Source organism: Sandarakinorhabdus sp., from assembly GCF_040398665.1.
GTDB lineage: Bacteria > Pseudomonadota > Alphaproteobacteria > Sphingomonadales > Sphingomonadaceae > Sandarakinorhabdus.
The window spans coordinates 81,321-101,710 of sequence record NZ_JBBATQ010000011.1; the positions used below are offsets into that span (position 1 = coordinate 81,321).

The 20,390-nt window shown below is 65.7% G+C and carries 15 protein-coding genes; 8 read left to right on the top strand and 7 right to left on the bottom strand.

What is annotated here, in order from left to right:
- The first annotated feature begins 26 nt into the window (after positions 1–26).
- On the top strand, positions 27–332 hold the full coding sequence (locus ABWP22_RS13365) for a hypothetical protein (RefSeq protein ID WP_353200477.1): 306 nt from the start codon (positions 27–29) through the stop codon (positions 330–332).
- On the opposite strand, the gene ABWP22_RS13370 is transcribed toward ABWP22_RS13365, so the two are convergent.
- Genes ABWP22_RS13370 through ABWP22_RS13385 form a run of 4 tightly spaced genes read right to left on the bottom strand, consistent with a single transcriptional unit; the run spans position 329 to position 9,841 of the window.
- Complete coding sequence (locus ABWP22_RS13370; protein WP_353200478.1) at positions 329–1,432, bottom strand: serine protease; 1,104 nt, start codon at positions 1,430–1,432, stop codon at positions 329–331. The two genes, ABWP22_RS13365 and ABWP22_RS13370, sit on opposite strands and share 4 nt — an antisense overlap.
- Positions 1,429–3,336, bottom strand: a complete 1,908-nt coding sequence (locus ABWP22_RS13375) for a caspase family protein (protein ID WP_353200479.1) — start codon at positions 3,334–3,336, stop codon at positions 1,429–1,431. The genes ABWP22_RS13370 and ABWP22_RS13375 overlap by 4 nt, the downstream gene beginning before the upstream one ends.
- Positions 3,333–6,572 (bottom strand): caspase family protein, encoded by a 3,240-nt coding sequence (locus ABWP22_RS13380; protein WP_353200480.1) that lies wholly within the window; start codon positions 6,570–6,572, stop codon positions 3,333–3,335. Before ABWP22_RS13380 ends, ABWP22_RS13375 begins: the two co-directional genes overlap by 4 nt.
- Positions 6,573–6,604: 32 nt before the next feature.
- Complete coding sequence (locus ABWP22_RS13385; protein ID WP_353200481.1) at positions 6,605–9,841, bottom strand: hypothetical protein; 3,237 nt, start codon at positions 9,839–9,841, stop codon at positions 6,605–6,607.
- 199 nt (positions 9,842–10,040) lie between these two features.
- Between ABWP22_RS13385 and hppD the strand changes: the two genes are divergently transcribed.
- Complete coding sequence (gene hppD, locus ABWP22_RS13390; protein ID WP_353200482.1) at positions 10,041–11,126, top strand: 4-hydroxyphenylpyruvate dioxygenase; 1,086 nt, start codon at positions 10,041–10,043, stop codon at positions 11,124–11,126.
- Positions 11,123–11,665, top strand: coding sequence for a VOC family protein (locus ABWP22_RS13395; RefSeq protein ID WP_353200483.1), 543 nt, complete (start codon positions 11,123–11,125; stop codon positions 11,663–11,665). The genes hppD and ABWP22_RS13395 overlap by 4 nt, the downstream gene beginning before the upstream one ends.
- Positions 11,666–11,668: 3 nt before the next feature.
- On the opposite strand, the gene ABWP22_RS13400 is transcribed toward ABWP22_RS13395, so the two are convergent.
- The gene (locus ABWP22_RS13400) at positions 11,669–13,762 is read right to left on the bottom strand and encodes a penicillin acylase family protein (RefSeq protein ID WP_353200484.1); all 2,094 of its coding nucleotides are present in this window, start codon (positions 13,760–13,762) and stop codon (positions 11,669–11,671) included.
- 66 nt (positions 13,763–13,828) lie between these two features.
- Positions 13,829–14,647, bottom strand: coding sequence for a hypothetical protein (locus ABWP22_RS13405; RefSeq protein WP_353200485.1), 819 nt, complete (start codon positions 14,645–14,647; stop codon positions 13,829–13,831).
- A 280-nt stretch (positions 14,648–14,927) separates the two neighbouring features.
- Here ABWP22_RS13405 and ABWP22_RS13410 point away from each other — a divergent pair, with 280 nt between their 5' ends.
- The 5 genes from ABWP22_RS13410 to ABWP22_RS13430 all read left to right on the top strand — a co-directional run bounded on the left by ABWP22_RS13410 (position 14,928) and on the right by ABWP22_RS13430 (position 18,515).
- Entirely contained in the window at positions 14,928–15,551 is a 624-nt protein-coding gene (locus tag ABWP22_RS13410; protein WP_353200486.1) for an energy transducer TonB, read from the top strand.
- Positions 15,552–15,647: 96 nt separating this feature from the next.
- Entirely contained in the window at positions 15,648–16,382 is a 735-nt protein-coding gene (locus tag ABWP22_RS13415) for a MotA/TolQ/ExbB proton channel family protein (protein WP_353200487.1), read from the top strand.
- Positions 16,383–16,424: 42 nt separating this feature from the next.
- Positions 16,425–16,895 carry an ExbD/TolR family protein gene (locus tag ABWP22_RS13420; RefSeq protein WP_502951130.1) on the top strand — a complete coding sequence of 157 codons (471 nt, stop codon included), beginning with the start codon at positions 16,425–16,427 and terminating at the stop codon, positions 16,893–16,895.
- A 58-nt stretch (positions 16,896–16,953) separates the two neighbouring features.
- Positions 16,954–17,373: an ExbD/TolR family protein gene (locus ABWP22_RS13425; RefSeq protein WP_353200489.1), complete on the top strand. Its 420-nt coding sequence runs from the start codon at positions 16,954–16,956 to the stop codon at positions 17,371–17,373.
- 377 nt (positions 17,374–17,750) lie between these two features.
- Entirely contained in the window at positions 17,751–18,515 is a 765-nt protein-coding gene (locus ABWP22_RS13430) for an SDR family NAD(P)-dependent oxidoreductase (RefSeq protein ID WP_353200490.1), read from the top strand.
- Positions 18,516–18,518: 3 nt separating this feature from the next.
- Here the strand turns inward: ABWP22_RS13430 and ABWP22_RS13435 are convergent, their stop codons facing one another.
- Entirely contained in the window at positions 18,519–20,312 is a 1,794-nt protein-coding gene (locus ABWP22_RS13435; protein ID WP_353200491.1) for an ABC transporter transmembrane domain-containing protein, read from the bottom strand.
- Positions 20,313–20,390 lie beyond the last annotated feature (78 nt).

The following is a 20,390-nucleotide window of genomic DNA, read 5'->3' on the forward strand; positions in this document are numbered from 1 at the left end:
AACGCTTCTTAACCGGGGAATTGATCATGCGCATTGCTGTTGCCGTATTTGCCGCCGCTCTATTGCTCACAGGTTGCAAGAAGGTGGTTGGCCCTGCCGCCCCGGACGCACAAGCCGAGGCCCCGGCTGCAGCCGTTGCCGCCGATGCCGCCGCACCGGCGGACGCCGTTGCAGCGCCGGCACCCAGCGGCGATCGCGCCAGGGAAGAAGGCAACACCGATCGCGGCAACCGCGGCAATGACGATCGTGAGGACGACGGCAACACCGATCGCGGCAATCGCGGCAATGATGACCGCGAAGGCGAAGTGACGACCGCCGCGCCGCAGGGCTAAGCCAGGCAATCCAAGGCCGGCCGTCGTCCGCGGATGACGGCCCGGCACTTGGCGTTCATGCCCGGCGTCGATGCCGCCATCATGGTGCTGATCCATGGCAGATAGCGGTCGACGCGCGTGTACAGCGCCGGCACGCCCGGCCGGCCGCAGCCCAGACCAACGCTGACCAGACCGACCAGCACACCGCGGCGGGTGAGCGGTCCACCGCTGTCGCCCTGGCAACTATCCTGCCCGGTGGTGTCGCCGGCCACGCACAGCACGCCATCCCACACGGTGCGCATAAGGTTTGGCACCTTGCGGCAGCGATCGGCAGCGACCAGATCCAGTCGCGCCTCCAGCAGCAGCGGCGAACCGCGCAGGGCCTTGCCATCGACATCGCGGGAGGCGCCATCCTCATTCTCGCCGGTCATGCCCCAGCCGGTGACCTTCAGCACATCGCCAGGCACCACCCGCTGCATCGGCGCCGGCAGCGTGGCCGGCATGGCATGGGCCAGCTTTGCCCGGTCGGTACGATCATCGGCGACCAGATGGATCAGCGCGATATCGTGGCGCCGGTCGCCGGCACGGCGGTAATCGGCGTGCACGATCACCCGATCGACTTTCAGTTCGGTGGCCTCCGGCAGATAATTGTTGCCCAGCCGCACCCGCCGGCTGCCAGCGGGGCGCAACACGTCATTCTTGTCGACGAAGCAATGGCCGGCGCTCAGCGCCCAGGCGCTGCCGCGTGCCCAATCGGCGGCGATGATCACGCCGCCGCACAAATGGGTCAGCTCCTCGCGGGACATGTCGGCATAGAATTTCTTGTTGAGGTCGCTGGACGGCAGCTCCCGATCTTCCTTGATCCGTTCGGGCGAGACCGGCGTGGTCATGTACAGCTGGATCTGCCACGGCGCAGTGCCTGCCGCCGCCGCCGTGCCGCGCACCACGCGGGAGCCTTCGTCCTGCCCAGCCGGCGGTGTGGTGGCGACCGGGGCAGTGTTCGCAGGCTCCGGCGGCGCATCCGACAACATCGATGGCCCGGCCGGATCAGGGCCGACAGGTGCCGGATCAGGCAGCGGTTGCGCCAACGCCAACCCGGCCAGCAGCAGGCGCACGATCATGGCACCACCTCCACGTCGATCACCGCCGCCGACCAGTTGTTCACCCGGCCGCCGCCGCCGCCGCGGGCGCCATCGGCACCAAGGCAAAAGGCCCGCGCCACCGCGCTCAGGCAGGCGGTAGTGTCCACCATATCGGTGCTCGATTGTTCCAGCACGGTGGCATTCAGTGGCACATCGCTGGCGATCGCGACAAAGCGCAAGGGTCCCGTTTCATCGGGCACGATATCCTGCCCGTCCGGGATCGGCAGCGCCTGGCCCGGCGCCAGCGCCGGTTCCCTGGCACCGAACCCCGGCAGCACCAGCGTCACATCATATTTCTGGCCGACCGCAAATACATAACCATGGCGCGGCGCATCACTTTCGTTGATGATCGAGACCAGCGCCGGTTGCTCCAGCTTCAGCGTGCGCCGGCCCGGCGGCGGCGGACAATAGGCCGGATCGAACGTGGCGCGGTTCCCGTTCAGCACGCACAGGCCCACACCAGGCCGCGGCCGCACGACATTCAGCCATGCCTCCACCCGCGCGATCTTTTCCAGCGCGCTCGCCAGCCGCACCCCGAATTCGGCGGCGGTGGCGGGCGGCAGGGTTGCCAGTGCCGTACCGCCGCGCCCACGCAGTTCCATGCCGGCCGGCCCTGCCACCAGCGCAAATGGCCCGCGCGCATCCACCGCCACAAAGCCCAGCCGCCGCACCGCCGCCAGCGCCGCTGGATCGGCGACCGCCAGCCCCAGTTTCAGCGCGCCGAACCCGTGCATCTCCTCGCGCGCCACCATCCGTCCGGGCAGGCCGGCCGGCAGCGGGCCTTCGGGCGCCAGCACGGCCATGCCCGGCGCCACTTGCACAATCCGCGCCCGCAGCAGCGGCGCGTCCCCACCGACGCGCAGCGCGGCGCTGGTGCCGGGATAGAGTGCAAAGCGGGAACCGGGTGTGATGCCGACCAGCGCGCCGCCGGCCAGGATCAACTGGTTGCCATCGCGCACGACATCGAAGGTTGCCACCTTGATTTCCGGGCCATCCAGCGCGGCGCGCAACGCGCCTTCGGCATGCGGCACCTGGCGGCCCCTGGTCTGCTGCGTCACCTCCTTCACCACGCTTGCCGCGATATCGGCAAAGCTGGCGCGCGGCATCGCCTGCAACGCGCTCGCCAGCGCGGTGGTGAACACGCCGGCCCGCGCGCCGACGCTGCCCACCTCCTTGGCGTCCTGCCCATCGCCGGCTGCGCCCAGATGCACGCGATAGGCGCCATAGGTGCCATATTGTGCCGGTTGTGCGATGGGGCGCAGGCCGCTGACGCGCAGGTCGGGCGCGGTGCGGCTGGCGGATTGGCCATCGCGGCTGGCGGTGCCGCTGTTGCAACTGTCGAACCAGGTGACCACCCGCACGCCCTTGGCCGTTGCCCGGTCGATCACGGCGCGCACTTCGTGATCGAGAATATCGGCATTGGCCACCGCGCCGGGCTGTCGGGCATTGGTCGCCATCAACGTGCTGTTGTAGCGGCTGGCTTGATCGAGCGCGCGATCATCGATGAAGCGCGAGCCATGGCCGGCAAAATACAGGATCAGCGTATCGCCCGGCTGCGATGCGGCAATGGCACTGTTCCAGGCCTGCAGGATCGCCGCCTTGGTGGCGCATGTGTTGGTGAGCGTGATCGACGTGGCATTGCCCGATCGGCACCCGCCCGGCGATGGCGCATCGAGCGCCAGGCCGTAAACCCTGGCCAACGTCGCCTTGATGCGCAGCGTGTCCCCTACCGCGCCGGACAGATCATCGAACCCGGCGCTCGCCACCCCGGCGCTGCGCGAAAATTGATAATTGTCGATGCCGACAAACACGGCGCGCACCGCTGCCGATGCCGACACCGGCGCGGCCAGGGCTGCAAGCAGGATTCCAAATCGCCAGATCATGGTTGCCCCCTCAGCACCACCGGCGACGGTGCCGGGTTGAAATCGAACAGGCTGGGTTCCTGCACGCGCGGCGGTGTTTTCAGTGCACGCATTTCCATGCGCACGCCGCCGCGCGAGACCATCACCCCGCCGCCCCGCCGAACTTCCTCGTTTAACGATGGTAACCGCGCCACCGCATAACGCAACCATTCATCCAGCAGCACCTTGCCATCCCGGTTGGTATCGGCCGGGCCACCTTCTGGCGTCAGGCCTTCGCCGAGCGCGGCCGTGAGAAAGCCCTGTGCCAGGCCGGCGTTCTCCAGCGCGACATCATCGGCCTGGGTCGCAGCAAGGATGCGAATGCCCTTGTCGAACGCCAGTTGGCCCAGCCCCGGATCGCCCATCGGGCCGGGCTTGAAATCGGGCGTGTTCACCGCTGCGCCGGAATGGCAGGCATCGATGATGAAGGCGATCTCCTGCGCGGTGATGGTGCGCAGCAACGAAGCCAGATAGTCGGCCGTGAGCACCGTGCCGTCGGCCGGCGCCGCATTGCCTGCCGGCCAGCTTGTATCGCTGGCCAGCAATGCAAAATTCCCCTGCGCATCGGCAAAGCCATGGCCGGAAAAGCTGATGATCACGAGATCATCGGGCGTGACCTGATCCAGCGCAGAACTGTCATGCCCGGCTTTGGCCAGCAATTTGCGTTCCGGGGCTGACGGAAATCCCGCCAGAATGCTCAATGCCGCCTTTATGTCATCAATGGTCACCGACAGTTTCCGGCCATCGGGCCGCGTGCGTGTGACCAGGCTGGTGTGGCGCACTTCATAGCCCGGCAACGCCGCCAGACGATCGGCGATGAGTTGCGCATCAGGCACCGCATAATTGAGCTTCAGCCGGTTTTCATCGTAGTCGTTGACTCCGATGGTGAGCACAAAGGCGCGGCGCGGACGCGGCGGCATTGGCGGCGGCGTCCAGCGGATGCGCACCGTCTCGCTCTTCACCCGATCGCTGTTGAAGGCATAGGCGGCAAATTCGATTTCGCGCCCGTCGCTGGGCAACTGCACCTGTTCGATCCAGTGCAGCGTGTCGCCTTCGCGTGTGCCGCGAATGTCATAATGGGCCCGCCATTGTTCCAGCCCCGGCTGCGGCATATAGGGATCGCCGGGATTGCGGCTGACTTCGCGGTTGTTCATCAACAATTTGGCGTTGAACGTCCCCGAACGCTGGCCTGATCCGCTTACTGTATCGGTCACGCTCAGGCGCACGTTCGCCCATCCCGGCCTGACGCTTGCAATCCCGGTGATGCGCACTTCAGGCAGTTGCCGGTTCAATCCGGCCACTGGCGGCACCGGCTTCATCACGCGCGCGCAACTGGCCGCAGCGGTGCAGTCCATCAATTTGCGGATCAATTGCGGTTCATAATAATCGCGCATGAAGGTTTGCGGGGCCAGGCTCTGGAACGGCCGGTCCGACATCAGCCAGCGGAAACTTTCGGATTCCGGGCCCAAATTGGTATCATATCGGCCATCGCCGCCCACCACGACATGGCGTTGCTTGGGCAGCAGGCTGATCGTCATCAACACCTGGCCGCTGCGCCGGTCCCACAGCCGCACGCCGTCGTTGGTGCTGGCCGCCCAGATGACGGGGCGGGTGCGCATGAACCCCATCGCCGCTGCGCCGGCAAAATTGACATCGGGCAGCGCCTTGCCGGTTGTCAGATCGATCTGACGGATCCGTTCAAAACTGCCGCCGCCGATCAACAGGCGATTGTCGCGGCTGGCAAAGCGCGTGGACAGGAATGTCTGCACTGCAAAGCTGCGCAGCACCGGCTTGCCGCCGGGGCCTGGCGGCGCATCAGGCTGCCATTCGTGCACGGCCAGCCCGTCTTCGCCGCCATCAAGGCTGCCGGCCAGCCACAGCCGCCGGCCATCGGGCGAAAACGCCAGCATCGACACCAACGGCTCGTCCGCGATGGAGAACGCCGGCAGCGAAAGCATGGCGCCCGGCGCACCGGTGGCCGCATCGTGGAGGCGCAGCCGCACGCTCCCATCGGCGAGATCCAGCGCCACGGCCAGCCGGTCACCGCGCGGACTGGCCGCCAGCTGATTGACCACCGCCCCCTTGGGCAGCGCAAAGCCCGGCAAGGCCGTCCAGACGCCCTCCACCAGCCGTTCCAGCGCTTGCCTGGTGGGTGCCTTCCGCCGGCAATTGGCCAGGCTCGCGCCGACAAGGCTGCTCGCCACCATGCCGGCGCCCGGCAGCACCACCATGTGGCACCGTGCTTCCACCCGGCCGGTGATGGCCCCGCTGACGGCGTTGACCACAAGCACCGGCAGCGCGGCGGCCGCTGCCGGTCCCTCGTCATCGCGATCGCGGGGCAGCGCGGCATAATGATCGGCATCCAGCCAGCGCACCCGATCATAACGGCCCGGCAGGTCGGCATGGGGCAGGACTTCGCCGGTGGTGATGTCGATCACGTCGATCGACGTGGTCTTGGCTGTATCGATCAGCCGATTGCCCGCCATGGTCATGATCGCCAGGCGCCGATCGTCGGGCGACAGATCGGCATCGGCGATGCCGGCCAGCATCGGCTTGGCGGGCATGGTCTGGCGTTTGCCATCGGCACCCACCAGCGCCAGGCCATCGCCGGCGCGCACCAATCCCCAGCGGCCATCGGGCGATTTCGGCAACGGTGGGAGCAGGGCGGGCAACTCGCGGAGATTACCGGCCATTTCGCCGGTCGGGTCGACGCCTTCTGCCGTGCCCATGGCGCCGACGAAACGTGCCATGCCGTACAGAAGAGCGCCCCAACCGGTCGGCCGGGCCTGGGTTGGCTTGGTGATGCTGATCCGGCGGCTGCCGGTGTCCACCAGATAGGCGCGGCCAGCGGCGAGAAAGCCGCTGTCAAAGCCGCGCATCACATCGCCTTCGATGCGCAATGTCCGTTTGTCGGGCTGCAACGTCATGCTGTGCAGCCTCATATGCTCTTGGGCAGATTTGCCATCCGAAGGCAGCCGCAGCCGATCGACAATGACACCCTGCTGCATGTCCCACATCAACAATTCGCGCCGCTCGCCCGATGCGGTGAACACGAAGCGGCTATCCGCCGACCAGGCCGCCACATCAAACCCGCCGGCCGAAAGTGCCTGCACCACGATCTTGGGGGAGACGGCGGCGGGTGGTGCTGCTGCTGGTGGCGGTGCCGGCTGTGGTGCCGGTTGTGCCGAAATCGCCGCAGCCCAACCCAGCAAGATCACGGCCGTAGCCATCCCGGCAAGGTGCATCCGGTTCATTGTTGGCCCCGCAGCACCACCGGTGATGGACCTGCGTTGAAATCGAACAGGCTGGGTTCCTGCACGCGCGGCGGCTGGGCATTGGGGGCGCGCATCACCAGCCGTACGCCGCGCGCTGCCATCGGCCCGCCGCCGCGCCGCACTTCTTCATTCAGGGATGGCAGCCGCGCCACCGCATAGCGCAGCCATTCATCCAGCCGCACCCGGCCATCGCGGTTCAGGTCGGCCGGCCCGCCCTGCGGGGTCAGGCCTTCGCCCAGTGCTGCGGTCAGCAGGCCCTGGCGCAACGATGCGCTTTCCAGCGCAACGTCATCGGCCTGGGTGGCGGCCAAGATGCGCAGGCCCTTGTCATAGGCCAGTTGCCCCAACCCGGTGTCGCCCATCGGTCCGGGCTTGAAATCCGGCGTGGCCACCGCCGCGCCCGAATGGCAGGCATCGATGATCAAGGCGATTTCGCCGGCGGCGATGGCGCGCAGCCACATCGTCAGGTTGGTTGCCGAAATCACGCTTTGGGCTTCGGGGGCCGCCGCCAGCGCCGGCCACGCCGCGTCGGACGGAACCAGCGCGAAATTCCCTTGCGCGTCGGCAAAGCCATGTCCGGAAAAGCTGATGATGACGATATCGTCGGGCGTGGCGTTATCGAGCGCGCTGCCGTCATGTCCGGCATTGGCCAGCGTATCTCTATGCGGCCCCGGCGGGAAGCCGGCCAAGATGCCGAGCGCGGTATTGATATCAGCGCGCGTGACCTGCACCACCCGGCCGTCGGCCAGCCGCCGTGTCACCAGGTTGGCGCGGCGCATTTCATAACCGGGGATGGCCGCCAGACGATCGCCGATCACCGCGGCGTCAGACACGGCAAAGTTCAGCGCCAAACGCGGCTCGGTATATTCATCCACGCCGATGGTCAGCACAAAGGCACGGCGCTGGCGCCGCGGCATCGGCGGCGGCGTCCATCGGGTGCGCACGGTGCTGCTTTTCACCCGATCGGCGTTGAAGGCATAGGCAGCGAATTCGATCGGCCGGCCATCGCTGGGCACTTGCACGATCTGGTTCCATTCCCGCGCTTCGCCCCTGGGGGAGGCCTGGATCACATTCGCCGCACGCCAATCGACCAGCGACTTGGTGGCTTCGGCAAAGCCATCATCGGGATTTTGCGCCACTTCGCGGCCGTTCATCAGCAGCTTGGCGCCATAGGCTCCCGATCGCTGGCCGGCGGCGTTCACGAATTCGGTCACGCTCAATGTCACGGCGGCCTCGCCCGGCCCGGTGCTGGTGATGCCGGTGATGCGCACGCTGGGCAGCAGGAAGTTCAGCCCGGCGATCGGCGGCACCGGCTTCAGCACAGCCCCGCAATTGTTGGCGACAGTGCAGTCCATCAATTTGCGGATCAGTTGCGGTTCGAAAAAATCGCGCATGAAGGTTTGCGGCGCGAGGCTGAGGAAGGGCGCGCTGGGGATGAACCAACGGAAATTTTCGGCATCCGGGCCGAGGTTGGTGTCGTATCGGCCGTCCTGCGCCACGGTCACGAAATGCTGATCGGGAAGGAAGGTGGTGATCATCATCACCTGGCCGTTGCGCCAGTTCCACATTCGCAACTGCCCCATGATCGAAACGGACCACATCACTGGCCGGCCTGGCAGAAAGCCCACCGCCACCCCGCCGGGATAATCCACCGGTGACAAGGGCTTGCCGGTGGCCAGATCGATCCGCACCATGCGCTCTTCCAGCGGCCCCACCACCAGCAATTGGCGGCCATCGCTGGCCACGCTGCTGGGAACCGTTGTCTGCACCGCAAAATCGCGCACCGCCGGGGTGCCATCGGCGGCAGCCGGCGCATCGGGCAACCATTCGGTCACGCCATTGTTGCCCAACAGCCAGATTTTGCGGCCATCGGCCGAAAACGCCGACATCGCCAATATGGCGTCCGGAAGGACCAGAGCGGCCCCCACCTCGCCGGTCTGCGCGTCCACCATCGTCACCACCGTTTGGCCATCACTCAGCCGCGTTGCCACCAGCAGCCGGTCGCCGCGCGGGCTGGCGACGATGATCCGCACATGGGCATCGGCGGGCACACTATAGCCTGGCAGCGCCTGCCAGCGCCCGTTCACCAGCCGCACCAGCGCCTTGTCTGCCCCCACCTGCGATCGGCAATTCGCCAGGCCCGCCCCCACCAGGCTGCCATCGGGCAGCGGGGCCACGAAACAGCGCGGCGGGTGGCTGGCCAGCACCGCTCCGGTGGCCGCGTCCAGCCGCAGCACCGGCGCCGGCACGCCTTGCATGGCACCATCCAGCGGGTCGTCATCACTGTCGAATGGCAGCGCCAATATCTGCCCGGCGTTCGTCCACAGCAGCTTGTCATAGGTGCCCGGCACCGCCATCGCCCCGACAAAGCGCCCCTGGGCGGTGTCGAACACATCGATCAGTGAGCGTTCGACATTGGCAAAGGCCGGATCGCTGTCATATTGCAGCAGCGCCAGCCGCCGGCCATCCGGCGACATGGCGGCATCATCGATATTGGAAAATCTGCCCTTCACCGCCAGGGTCCGCAAGCGGTTGTCATTGCTCAACAGCGCAAACGCCGGCGCGGCGCGCTGCAAACGCCATTGCCCATCCGGCGATGGCGGCAGCGCCGGCAGCACTTGCGCCGCTTCGGCCCGGGTCATGTCGGAGCCGCCTTGGTAAAACACCTCCAGCGCCTGAATCCAGCGCTGGGTCCGTGTCTGCCAGGCGGCCACCGCCGCCTGGATCCGGCGTTGATCGGCGGCCGATTGCGGGGCTGTGCGCGGGGGCATCGGCGGGGGCGGCACCAGGGTGACGCGGCGGCTGACGCTGTCAATCAGATACACGCGCTGGCCGATCAGATTGGCGCTGGTCAGATCCAGCACCTCGCCTTCGATGCGCAGGGTGCGGCCATCGGCGGCAAGGGCCATGCTGCGCAACTGCATGACTTCGGTGGTCGATTGGCGGGCGCCGGGCAACTTGATCCGATCGATGATCTGGCCGCGCGCCACATCCCACACCAGAAATTCGCGCAATATGCCCGATGCCGTGAAGATAAATCGGCTGTTGGCCGACCAGGCCGCCACATCGATCCCGGCCACCTGCATGGCCTGCACGACGATCTTCGGGGTGACGGCCGGCGCGGCGGGTGCGGATGGCGCCGCCGGCTGCGCGCTGGCCAGCGCTGCCCAGCCCATCATCAGCACGGCAGCCACCATCGCCCTGAAGCGCATGCTCTTTCTCCCGATGACAAAGAGTTGCAGAGGCTTGACGGCAAGTCAACACAGGAGCTGTGGGGCAATAGGCAGGGGGGCATCAGCAAGAATTGGCCTGGCCGACAGCCTCTGCATATTCACACACAAACTTGACGCCTCAGCCCAGGGTCGCGCAGAGACGACATATCAAGTGTCTTTCTGATCAAGGAGGTCTGCCATGGCTGATTTGTTCGACAATCCGCTCGGCCTGGATGGTTTTGAGTTCATCGAATTTTGTGCGCCGGCCAAGGGCGTGCTGGAGCCGGTGTTTGCCGCGATGGGCTTCGCGCCTGTGGCCCGCCACCGTTCGAAAGATGTGCAGTTGTGGCGCCAGGGCGGCATCAACCTGATCGCCAATTATGAACCACGCAGCCCGGCGGCGTATTTTGCTGCCGAGCATGGCCCATCGGCATGCGGCATGGGCTGGCGGGTGAAGGATGCGGCGGCGGCCTACCGCCAGGCGCTGGACCGCGGCGCCGAGCCGGTGGAATCGCGCACCGGCCCGATGGAGTTGCGCCTGCCCGGCATCCGCGGCATCGGCGGGTCGATCATCTACCTGATTGATCGTTATGCACCGGGCATGTCGATCTATGATATTGATTTCGTTTATGAAGCCGGTGTCGAGCAAAACCCGGTTGGGGCTGGCCTGCAGGTTATCGATCACCTCACCCACAATGTCTATGGTGGCCGCATGGTGCATTGGGCGGCCTTTTATGAACGCATTGCCGGGTTCCGCGAGATCCGCTGGTTCGATATCAAGGGCGAATATACCGGCCTGACCAGCAAGGCGATGACCGCGCCCGACGGCAAGATCCGCATCCCGCTGAACGAGGAAGGCGCCGGTGGAAAGGGCCAGATCGACGAGTTCCTGCGCGCCTACAACGGCGAGGGCATCCAGCATATCGCCTTTGCCTGCGATGATCTGCTCGGCGTGTGGGATCGGCTGAAGGCCATGGGCACGCCGTTCATGACGCCGCCGCCCGCCACCTATTACGAGATGCTGGCGGAGCGCCTGCCCGGCCACGGCGAGCCGGTGACCGAATTGCAACAGCGCGGCATCTTGCTGGACGGCACCACGGATGGAACCAGGCGCCTGCTGCTCCAGATCTTTTCGGAAACCATGATCGGCCCGGTGTTCTTCGAATTCATCCAGCGCAAGGGCGACGAAGGCTTTGGCGAAGGCAATTTCAAGGCGCTGTTCGAATCGATGGAGCGCGATCAGGTGCGCCGCGGCGTGCTTCAGGTCGAGGAGCCGGCCCAATGACCGCGCCGGTTCTCCAGCGCATCCACCATGTCGCCTATCGCTGTCGCGACGCCGCCGAAACCGTGGCCTGGTATGCGCGCGTGCTCGGCATGGCCTACACCACCGCCTTCGCCGAGGATCATGTGCCGTCAACCGGTGCCTATGATCCCTACATGCACGTCTTCCTCGATTGCGGCGGCGGCAATGTGCTGGCGTTCTTCGAACTGCCGAACCAGCCGGCGATGGGCCGAGACCCGAACACGCCGGCCTGGGTGCAGCATATCGCCTTCGAGGTCGCCGATGAGGCCGAGTTGCTGGCCGCCAAGGCGCATGTCGAGGCGCAAGGGGTCGATGTGCTGGGGCCGACCTGGCACGGCATCTTCAAGTCGATCTATTTCTTCGATCCCAACGGCCACCGCCTCGAACTGGCCTGCAACATCGGCACGCCTGATCAGCTTGCCGCGTTGAAGGCCGTCGCCCCAGCGATGCTGGCCGAATGGGCCGAGACCAAACGCGCGCCCCAGCATGCCGCCTGGCTGCACGTGCCGCCGGCGGACTGAGCCTCAATACACGTCGCGCCGCTCCAGATCGCGTTCCACGTCCGCCCGCGTCAGCCACAATTGCCGGAAACGCTGCTCGCTGATCAGCGGCAACTGATCGCTGCGATGGGGCGAACCGGGCTGGCTGCTGTTGCCATAGCTCATCGCGGCGATCGCCTTTACTGGCGTGGAAAATTCGATCAGATTGACCCAGGTTTCGCCGGCTTGCGGCACCCGCGTGGCGCCGCTCCACGGCCCCCAGCTGATGGTGCGGAACAGGCCGAGCCCGCCCAGGCCACCATTGCCCGGCGCTGAGGCGGCTTCGCCGGCACTGAAGCGGGAGACGTCGCCATAGGCCGGATCGAGGCGGCCGAAGCGTGACACCACCTCCTGCGCGGCGGCCTTCAGCATGGCGGTGGCGGCGGCATCATCCTTGATGCCATTTGGCGTGTTCACTGGATCCTCCAGCCTCCAGCCTTGCGCGAAATTGCGCTGATCGCCCAAACCCGGCCCGGCAAAGCGCTTTGCCCAGGTTTCGAACAGGATTGCCGCCCGGCTGTCGGGCTGGAAGCGATTGTCCCAACCGGCCAGCAATTCCCGCGCGGCGATCACGTCGGCATCGTCACTGCCGGCCGCCGCGGCCAGCAGCGGGCCCTTCATGCGATCGGCCAGCAGGCTGGTGGTGGTCAGCTTGCGGCGGGTGAATTCGGCAAAGCTGAGCTTGTCGCTGCCGGCCAGCAGCCGGGCCGACATCTGGGCGCGCAGGCTCATCGCCTCATCGCTGGCGACATGCGCGGGATAATCGCCCGGCTTGATCACCCGCGGCAGGCTGTTCACCCACGGCGTGTCGTTGGCGTTCTGCACGAAGCCGCCGGGCGGATCGAGCAGCTTGGGCAGCGATTCATACGGCTCGATCTCGGTCGAGATCAGATCGCTGCGATTGCCGGGGACAATCCCCGCCCAATAGGCGTGGCTGCCGCCGGTGGGGTGGCGGGGCAATATGCCGTTGCTGATGTGGAACACATGCCCGGCACGGTCCGCATAAACGATGTTGAAGCTGGGAATCTGCAAGCGCTTCAGCGCCGATTCGAAGCCGGCGAAATCCTGTGCCTTGCCCATGTCGAGATAGGCCTGCAGCACGCCGGGACGATCGAGCCCGGCGATGCGCACCGCGATGGCTTCACCGCCGACATCGAACACCGGACCATGGATGCTGTGGCGCTGCACGAAATGTTCGCGCTTCAGGCTGCCGTCGTTCTGGCGGATCAGCAGCGATTTGGTGGTGCGCTTGAACGCGAGGCGCTTGCCATCAAGCAGATAGCCATCGCCCGCCAGCGCCAGCCGATAGCGCGCCGCACCCAGCATATTGTTGACCGTATTGGTGAAACCCAGATTGTTGTTGAAGGCAAAGCGCAGCACCGGCAGGCCGACCTGGGTGGCGCCATAGACGCTGTAACCCGGCGAACTGATCTGGGCCTCATAATAGGTCAGCGGGGACGGCACCCATGGCAGGTGCGGATTGGCCAGCAACATCGCCGCGCCGCTCGCCGACCGCGCCGGTGCCACCGCCCAGCCGTTGGAGCCGCCGGCATCGCCATCCCCGGCATCGCCGATCCCGGTCGGCGTGAAGGCGGCCGGCGGGGTGAGCATGCGCGCCATCGGGGCAACATACAGGAACTGCATCAGCCGATGGGCGTGCGCCATCACATCGACGCCGGTGATCGGCAGCACGCGCTTCAGGTCGGCCGGCACGGAATCGGGGTGCGCTGCGATCCAGGCATTGATGCCGGCGGCGAAGCCATCGAGATTCGCGCGCATCTGCGGGCTTTGCGCCCTGTACCAGGCCAGGCTGCGCGCGGGCGCATCATGGGCGATCAGATAGCGATCGAGTGGCGCATAGTCCGCGCCCCAATATTCCGCCGCGCGGGCGCGGCTTTCGCCGTACATCCGGAGCAGGATATTGCCGTGGCTGGCGGCCTGCGCCCAGCCGAACCCCTTGAACGCGCCGGCTTCCGTGCTCGCCTCGATATGGGGGACGCCCCATTTGTCCCACAACACTTCATCCGCCAGGGCCGGGCTGGCGGCCATGGCAATCAACAGGATGGCAGGCAATTTCATGATGTGGTTCCCCTGAAGCACCCGCGCAGACTGCCGGACGGGGTGCAAGGGAACAAGGGCCAAACGTCAGCCGGTCTTGCCGCACGGCCCCAGGCTGGCCATCGCGTCGCGCCAGTCCCGGGAAAGGGCCGGATCGCTGCCGCCGGCCGCAGCGGGCAGGGTGCGGGGCAGGAAACAGGCGAGACGATACCAGAGCAGGCTTTCCGGCGCGACGCGGCGGGCCGAATCGTCGATGATATCGCCTTGCGCCACCAGCACACGCCGGACTTCGCCGGGCCGATTCTGCACGACCAATGTGGCCGGCTTGCCGTCGGCGGTGGTCAGGAAGAACTGGCTTTCGCTTTCGCCGGGGATGGTGCCGTCGGCGCGAAATCCGTTCGCCACGCCGCGGACGACGGGAATTGTGCCGCTGCGGGCTTCACTTGCAATCGCACGGACCCGGTCGACGAGCGCCAGGTCGTACGGCTGCTGGCCGCGCCGTGAGGCCAGGCGTGTGGCGCCGCCATTGCCCGGTGCCGCGACGAAGGCAATCACATCAAGGCCTTTGGCGGTCGGCGGCCGGCCGCGTGCATCGATGGGGGCATCCCACAGCCATTGCAACGTGCCCGCCATGGCGCCGGGCGCAATCAGCACATTGGAGACCGCAGCGGTCACCAGCAGTCGCATGCGACCTGCTGCCACACCCTCGGCCGCCGGGCCGCGAACCCGATCCGCGCGGGTGATGCCGGCCCGCACGATCACCGGGCTGGCGAGCGCCAGTTCCGCGACATCGGCGTAGCTGACCAGCTGATCGGAAAGCGGCACCGGCACCGGCTGGGCCAGGGCAGGGCCAACGCCTGCAATCGCGACCGGAATCAGCGGGATGAACAGAATCGAAAATCGCATGGAAGCACTGTAACCCTGTCATCGTCGCTGGGCCAAGCCTTGGCCATGCTGCACCGCCGTCGATGCTCGCCAAAGCCTGCCAAAAAGGGGGTGAATTGACGTACCAACAGGGAAACGGGCGGGATTGTGGCAAAAAGCCGGTTGCTCCTAGGCATCGCTTGCGTCTAGAGGATGCCACCGAGGGATCGGCGCAGGGTTTGAGGGGGGTCCTCTGTCCGCGGCTTTCCCCTGTAGTTAAGGGAGCGCCAGACCAGCCATGTCTTACATGGAACAGCCTGGGATGAGCAAAAACCGACAGATCGCGCTGGTCGGCGTTGCCGTCCTGCACGTGATCCTCGGCTATGCCATCATAACCGGTTTTGCCATTTCGATGGTCAAGAAGATCATCGAACCGCTGGAAGCGGTGAACGTGAAGGAGGAGGCGCCGCCGCCAGACGAGCCGCCACCGCCGCCGCCGAAGGAAATCGAAATCCCGCCGTATGTGCCGCCGCCGGAAGTGTCGGTACAGCAGGACGCGGCGCCGACGATTTCGGTCCAGTCGAACATCGCCCGTCCCGATCCGCCCGTGGTCGCCCCGCCGGCCCCGCCGCCTCCGGCCCCGGTGGCCGTTGGTCCGACGACTCCGGCGACGCCGCGTGGGCGCGGCAACGTGATCAGCGAAGACGATTATCCGAGCGCATCGCGCGCCGCCGAGGAAGAAGGCGTGGTCCGCGTCTCTTATGTCGTCGAAGCCGACGGCCGGGTGCAGACCTGCGACGTGACGCAGTCGAGCGGCTTCAAGCGGCTTGACGATGTGACCTGCTCGATCATCAAGCGCCGCTTCCGCTTCAATCCGGCCGTGCGTGAAGGCACGCCGGTGGCGGAGCGCAAGACCCAGCCCGTGCGCTGGCAACTGACCAACTGATCGGAAGCAACCCGTCCCGGCCGTGTGCCTCGGCGGGTTGTTTCATGAACCAGACTTTGCACTACAGACTGCAACGATAAACGAGGGAAACAGACAATGCAGACCGAAAACGCCGAAAATCCATATGGCCTGTTGGCCGCGCTGCAACAGGGCGGTGTGATCGCCTGGGCCGTGTTCCTGCTGCTGGTGTTCATGTCGCTGTACAGCTGGTTCATCATCATCACCAAGTATCTGGATCAGCGCAAGATCAACACCGAAGTTGCTGAGCTGGAAAAGAAATTCTGGTCGGCGCCTGATCTGAAGACCGGCGCGGGCAAGCTCGACAAGAACTCGCCCTTCCGTCAGATCGTCGAAGACGGCCTGCGCGCTTCCGATCACCACGAAGGCCGCCTGACCGACAAGATCGATCAGCACGAGTGGGTGACGATGGCGCTGAACCGTTCGGTCACGGCCATCAATGGCAAGCTGACCACCGGCTTCTCGTTCCTGGCTTCGGTCGGTTCGACCTCGCCGTTCGTCGGTCTGTTCGGCACCGTCGTCGGCATCTACCGCGCGCTCATCAACATCGGCCTCGCTGGCCAGGCGTCGATCGACAAGGTCGCCGGTCCGGTCGGTGAAGCTCTGATCATGACCGCTCTGGGTCTGGCCGTGGCCGTTCCCGCCGTGCTGGGTTACAACTGGCTGGTGCGCCGCAACAAGGACATCGCCGAACGCCTGAACAACTTCACCGCCGATGTGCACGGTGCTCTGGTGTCAGGTGCTCGCATCGAACGTCCGAAGGCGGCTGCTGCTGCTCCGGCCGCCGCCCCCGCTGCTCCGGTCAAACGCTGAACGGTCTGATCGCCGTCTGAAACGGGAGACAGACAAATGTCAATGAGTGTCGGATCGTCGGACGGTGACGAGAATGCACCGATGAACGAGATCAACACGACGCCGCTGGTCGACGTCATGTTGGTGCTCCTCATCATCTTCCTCATCACCGTCCCGGTCGTGATCCAGGTCGTGCCGCTGAAGCTGCCGACCGTGACCAACCTGCCAACAACCACCAAGCCGGAGAACGTGCTGATTTCGGTGGACTCCAACTGCGACACCTATTGGGGTCAGACGTTGGTGACATCGAAGCAGGAGCTGCTGGATCGTGGCGTCAGGGCGCTGAAGGACGAGATTGCCCGCCAGGAAGCCCTGGGTGGCAAGATCGAACTGCCGGAAGTGCATATCCGCGGTGACAAGGATGTGGCCTATCGCTGCATCGGCGGCGTGGTGTTCACCATGCAGCGGGCCGGCTTCCTGAAAGTTGGGTTCATTTCCGAACCCGTCGCCGGCGATGTGACGCGCGATTTTTGATAGGTTGAGGCGGCCGGCTTCCGGGCTGGCCGCCGCTTGACAGACAGGAGTAAGCGCCATGGCAATGTCGGTTGGCAGCAAGGACGAAGACGCCCCGATGGGCGAAATGAACACGACGCCGTTGATCGACGTCATGCTCGTCTTGCTCATCATGTTCATCATCACCATTCCGCCGCAGACCCACGCCGTGAAGCTGGATCTGCCGCCGCCGAACCCGAACCCCAGCAATATCGATCCGGTGTTCAACCAGATCGACATCGACTTCCTGGGCAATCTGTACTGGAACAAGACCGAAGTGACACTCGATGTCATGAAGGGCTACATGAAGCAGGCTGCTGCCATGCCGGAACAGCCGGAGCTTCGGATGCGTCCGGAAGCCGAGGCCAGGTACGAACTGGTTGACCAGGTGATGGCCGGGGCTCAGAAGGCTGGCATCGAGAAGATGGGCTTTGTGGGCAATGAGGCCTACGCGAACTGATCGCAGCCGGGTGCGCATTTCGCACAACGCTTTGCCGAATCCGGCAGGATCAGACCGCTAGAGAAAAAGGCGACCTTCGGGTCGCCTTTTTTGTTTCGTCGGCTCCGGATCACGTCCGGGGCAGGCCCCGGATCACGTCCGGGGCAGGCATTGCGGCTCTGCCGCGCGCTTTCGTTCCGACAGCGGCTAGTTTCTCGAAACGGACACGCCGGCTTGGCCAGCAGCCGTGGTCGTGTGTGCTGCAAGTCCGTGCGCTTGCCCCTCGTCCTCCCACGCCGGCAGCGTGGGCCCTTGCCCCGTCATGGGGGGAGGGGATTTTGGTAGCTATGCCTCCGCGCGCAGCGGCCCTAATCTCCCGCACCAAAGGGAGACAGAACATGACCAATCTTCACGGCAAGGTCGCACTCGTCACTGGCGCGGCCTCCGGGCTGGGCGCCGCGGCGGCTTGGGCATTGGCGCAGGCCGGGGCGGCGGTGCTGCTCACCGATCGTGATCTGGCTGGGGAGGAAGTGGCCGGCGCGATGGCCGACAAGGGCTTGAAGGCCGCATTTCGCCTGCATGATGTGACCAGCGAAGCCGATTGGGCCGCCGCGGTCGAACATGCCATCAGCGATTTTGGCCGCCTCGATATTCTGGTCAACAATGCCGGCATTTCCGGTGGCCGGCACGAACTGCTGGATCACAGCCTGGAGGCGTGGCGCACCATCCTCAGCGTCAATCTGGATGGCGTGTTCCTGGGCCTGCGCCATGCCGGTCCGCGCATCGCCGCAGCCGGTGGTGGCAGTGTGATCAATGTCAGCTCAATCCTCGGCAAGGTCGGCATGCCCGGGGCGGCGGCCTATTGCGCCTCGAAGGGTGGGGTCACCTTGCTCACCAAGGCGGCGGCGCTGGAATGGGCGCCGCACAATATACGAGTCAACAGCCTCCACCCCGGCTTCATCGATACGCCGCTGGTGTCGAACGCGCTGGCTGCTCGTGATGATGGCAATGAAGTGCGCGTGGCGTTGATGGCGGCGCATCCGATGGCACGATTTGGGTTGCCGCGTGAAATCGGCGAGGCAGTTCTGTTCCTGGCCAGCGATGCCTCGAGCTTCATGACCGGTGCCGAACTGGTGGTCGACGGCGGCTATACCGCCCAATAGGGGTCAGGCGGCAACCTGATCGAACTGCAACCGGGCCAGCCGCGCATAGAGGCCGCCACCCGCCATCAGGCTGTCGTGGGTGCCGGTGGCAACGATGCGGCCCTTGTCCATCACCACAATGCGATCCGCATTGCGCACGGTGGCCAGGCGATGGGCGATCACCAAAGTGGTGCGCTCCTTCATCATCTCATCCAGGGCAGACTGGACCAGTTGCTCGCTTTCGGCGTCCAGCGCGCTGGTCGCTTCATCGAGCAGCAGGATCGGCGCGCTGCGCAGGATGGCGCGGGCAATGGCCACCCGTTGGCGCTGGCCGCCCGACAGGCGGGTGCCGCTTTCGCCGAGATAGGAGTGGATGCCCTCCGGCAGTTCACGCAGGAAAAGATCGGCGTGCGCGGCTTCCGCAGCCGCCCATACGTCGGCTTCGCTGGCATCGGGACGGCCATAGCGGATATTCTCGAACGCGCTGGCGGCGAAGATCACGGTTTCCTGCGGCACGACCGCAATGCGTTCGCGGATTTCGTGCGGGTCGGCATCGCGATAGGCCACGCCATCGATGCGCAGATCGCCCGATTCCGGATCATAGAAGCGCTGGACGAGCTGGAACAAGGTCGATTTGCCAGCGCCGGATGGCCCGACCACGGCCACGGTTTCGCCCGGCGCAACATGCAGGGTGAAGCCGTTCAGGGCCGGCGCATCCGGCTTGGACGGATAATGGAAATGCACATCGTTCAGTTCCAGCCGGCCTTGTGCATTCGCCGGCAGCGCCGTGGGATTGGCCGGCGCGCTGATCATCGGGCGGGCCGCAAGCAATTCTTCCATCCGGCCCGAGGCACCGGCGGCGCGCATGAAATCGCCATAGACTTCAGTGAGCGTGCCGAACGCGCCGGCGACGATGGCGGCGGCAAACACGAACGCCGCAATCGACCCCCCCGACAGGGTGCCGGCAATCACATCGAGCGCGCCCTGCCAGAGCACCAGCGTGATCGCGCCGAACACCAGGCTGATCACCAGCGCGGTCATGATGGCGCGCAGCCGCATACGGGATTTGGCGGTGGCAAAGCTGCGCTCCACGCCGGCCGAGAAGCGTGCGGCTTCGCGGCCTTCCTGGGTGAAGGCCTGCACGATGCGGATGGCGCCGAGCACTTCGGACACCATGGTGCCCAGATCGGCGACGCGATCCTGGCTGGTGCGGGAAATCTCGCGCACCTTGCGGCCGAGAAACAGGATCGGCAGCATGGTCAGCGGGATCACCAGCATCATCAGCAGGGTGAGACGCGGGGAGACCCAGAACATGTAGCCGACGCCGCCGATGCCCATCACGCTGTTGCGCAGCGCCAGGCTGGCCGAGGTGGAGACCACCTGTTCGATGATGGCGGTATCGGATGTCAGCCGGCTGGCGATTTCGGCCGGGCGGTTCACTTCAAAAAACACCGGATCCAGCGACACCAGATGGCGCTGCACCGCGGTGCGCAGGTCGGCAACGACGCGCTCTCCGATCCAGGTGACGAAATAGAAGCGGGTCGCGGTTGCCAGACCGAGCATGCCGACCAGGCCGAGGAAGATGGTGAAGAACGGCCGGATGGCGGCGGGATCGCTGCCGCGCGAAAAACCGTTGTCCACGATCATCTTCAGGCCCTGCGGAATGGCCAAAGTGGTCACCGCCGCCACCAGCAGCGCCGTCAGCGCGGCGGCCAACTGCCACGGATAGGCGCCAGCGAACCGCCACAACAGCCGCAGCCGGGACAGTTTGCGTTCACCCACAGGCGGCAGCGGCGGTTTCGGCGGACGGGAAGCCATGGCGGCTGATAACAGGCAGGTGCCTCTTGCTCAATCATAATGGCATGGCTGTGGCATCAGCAACGCGGGGGAGCATTT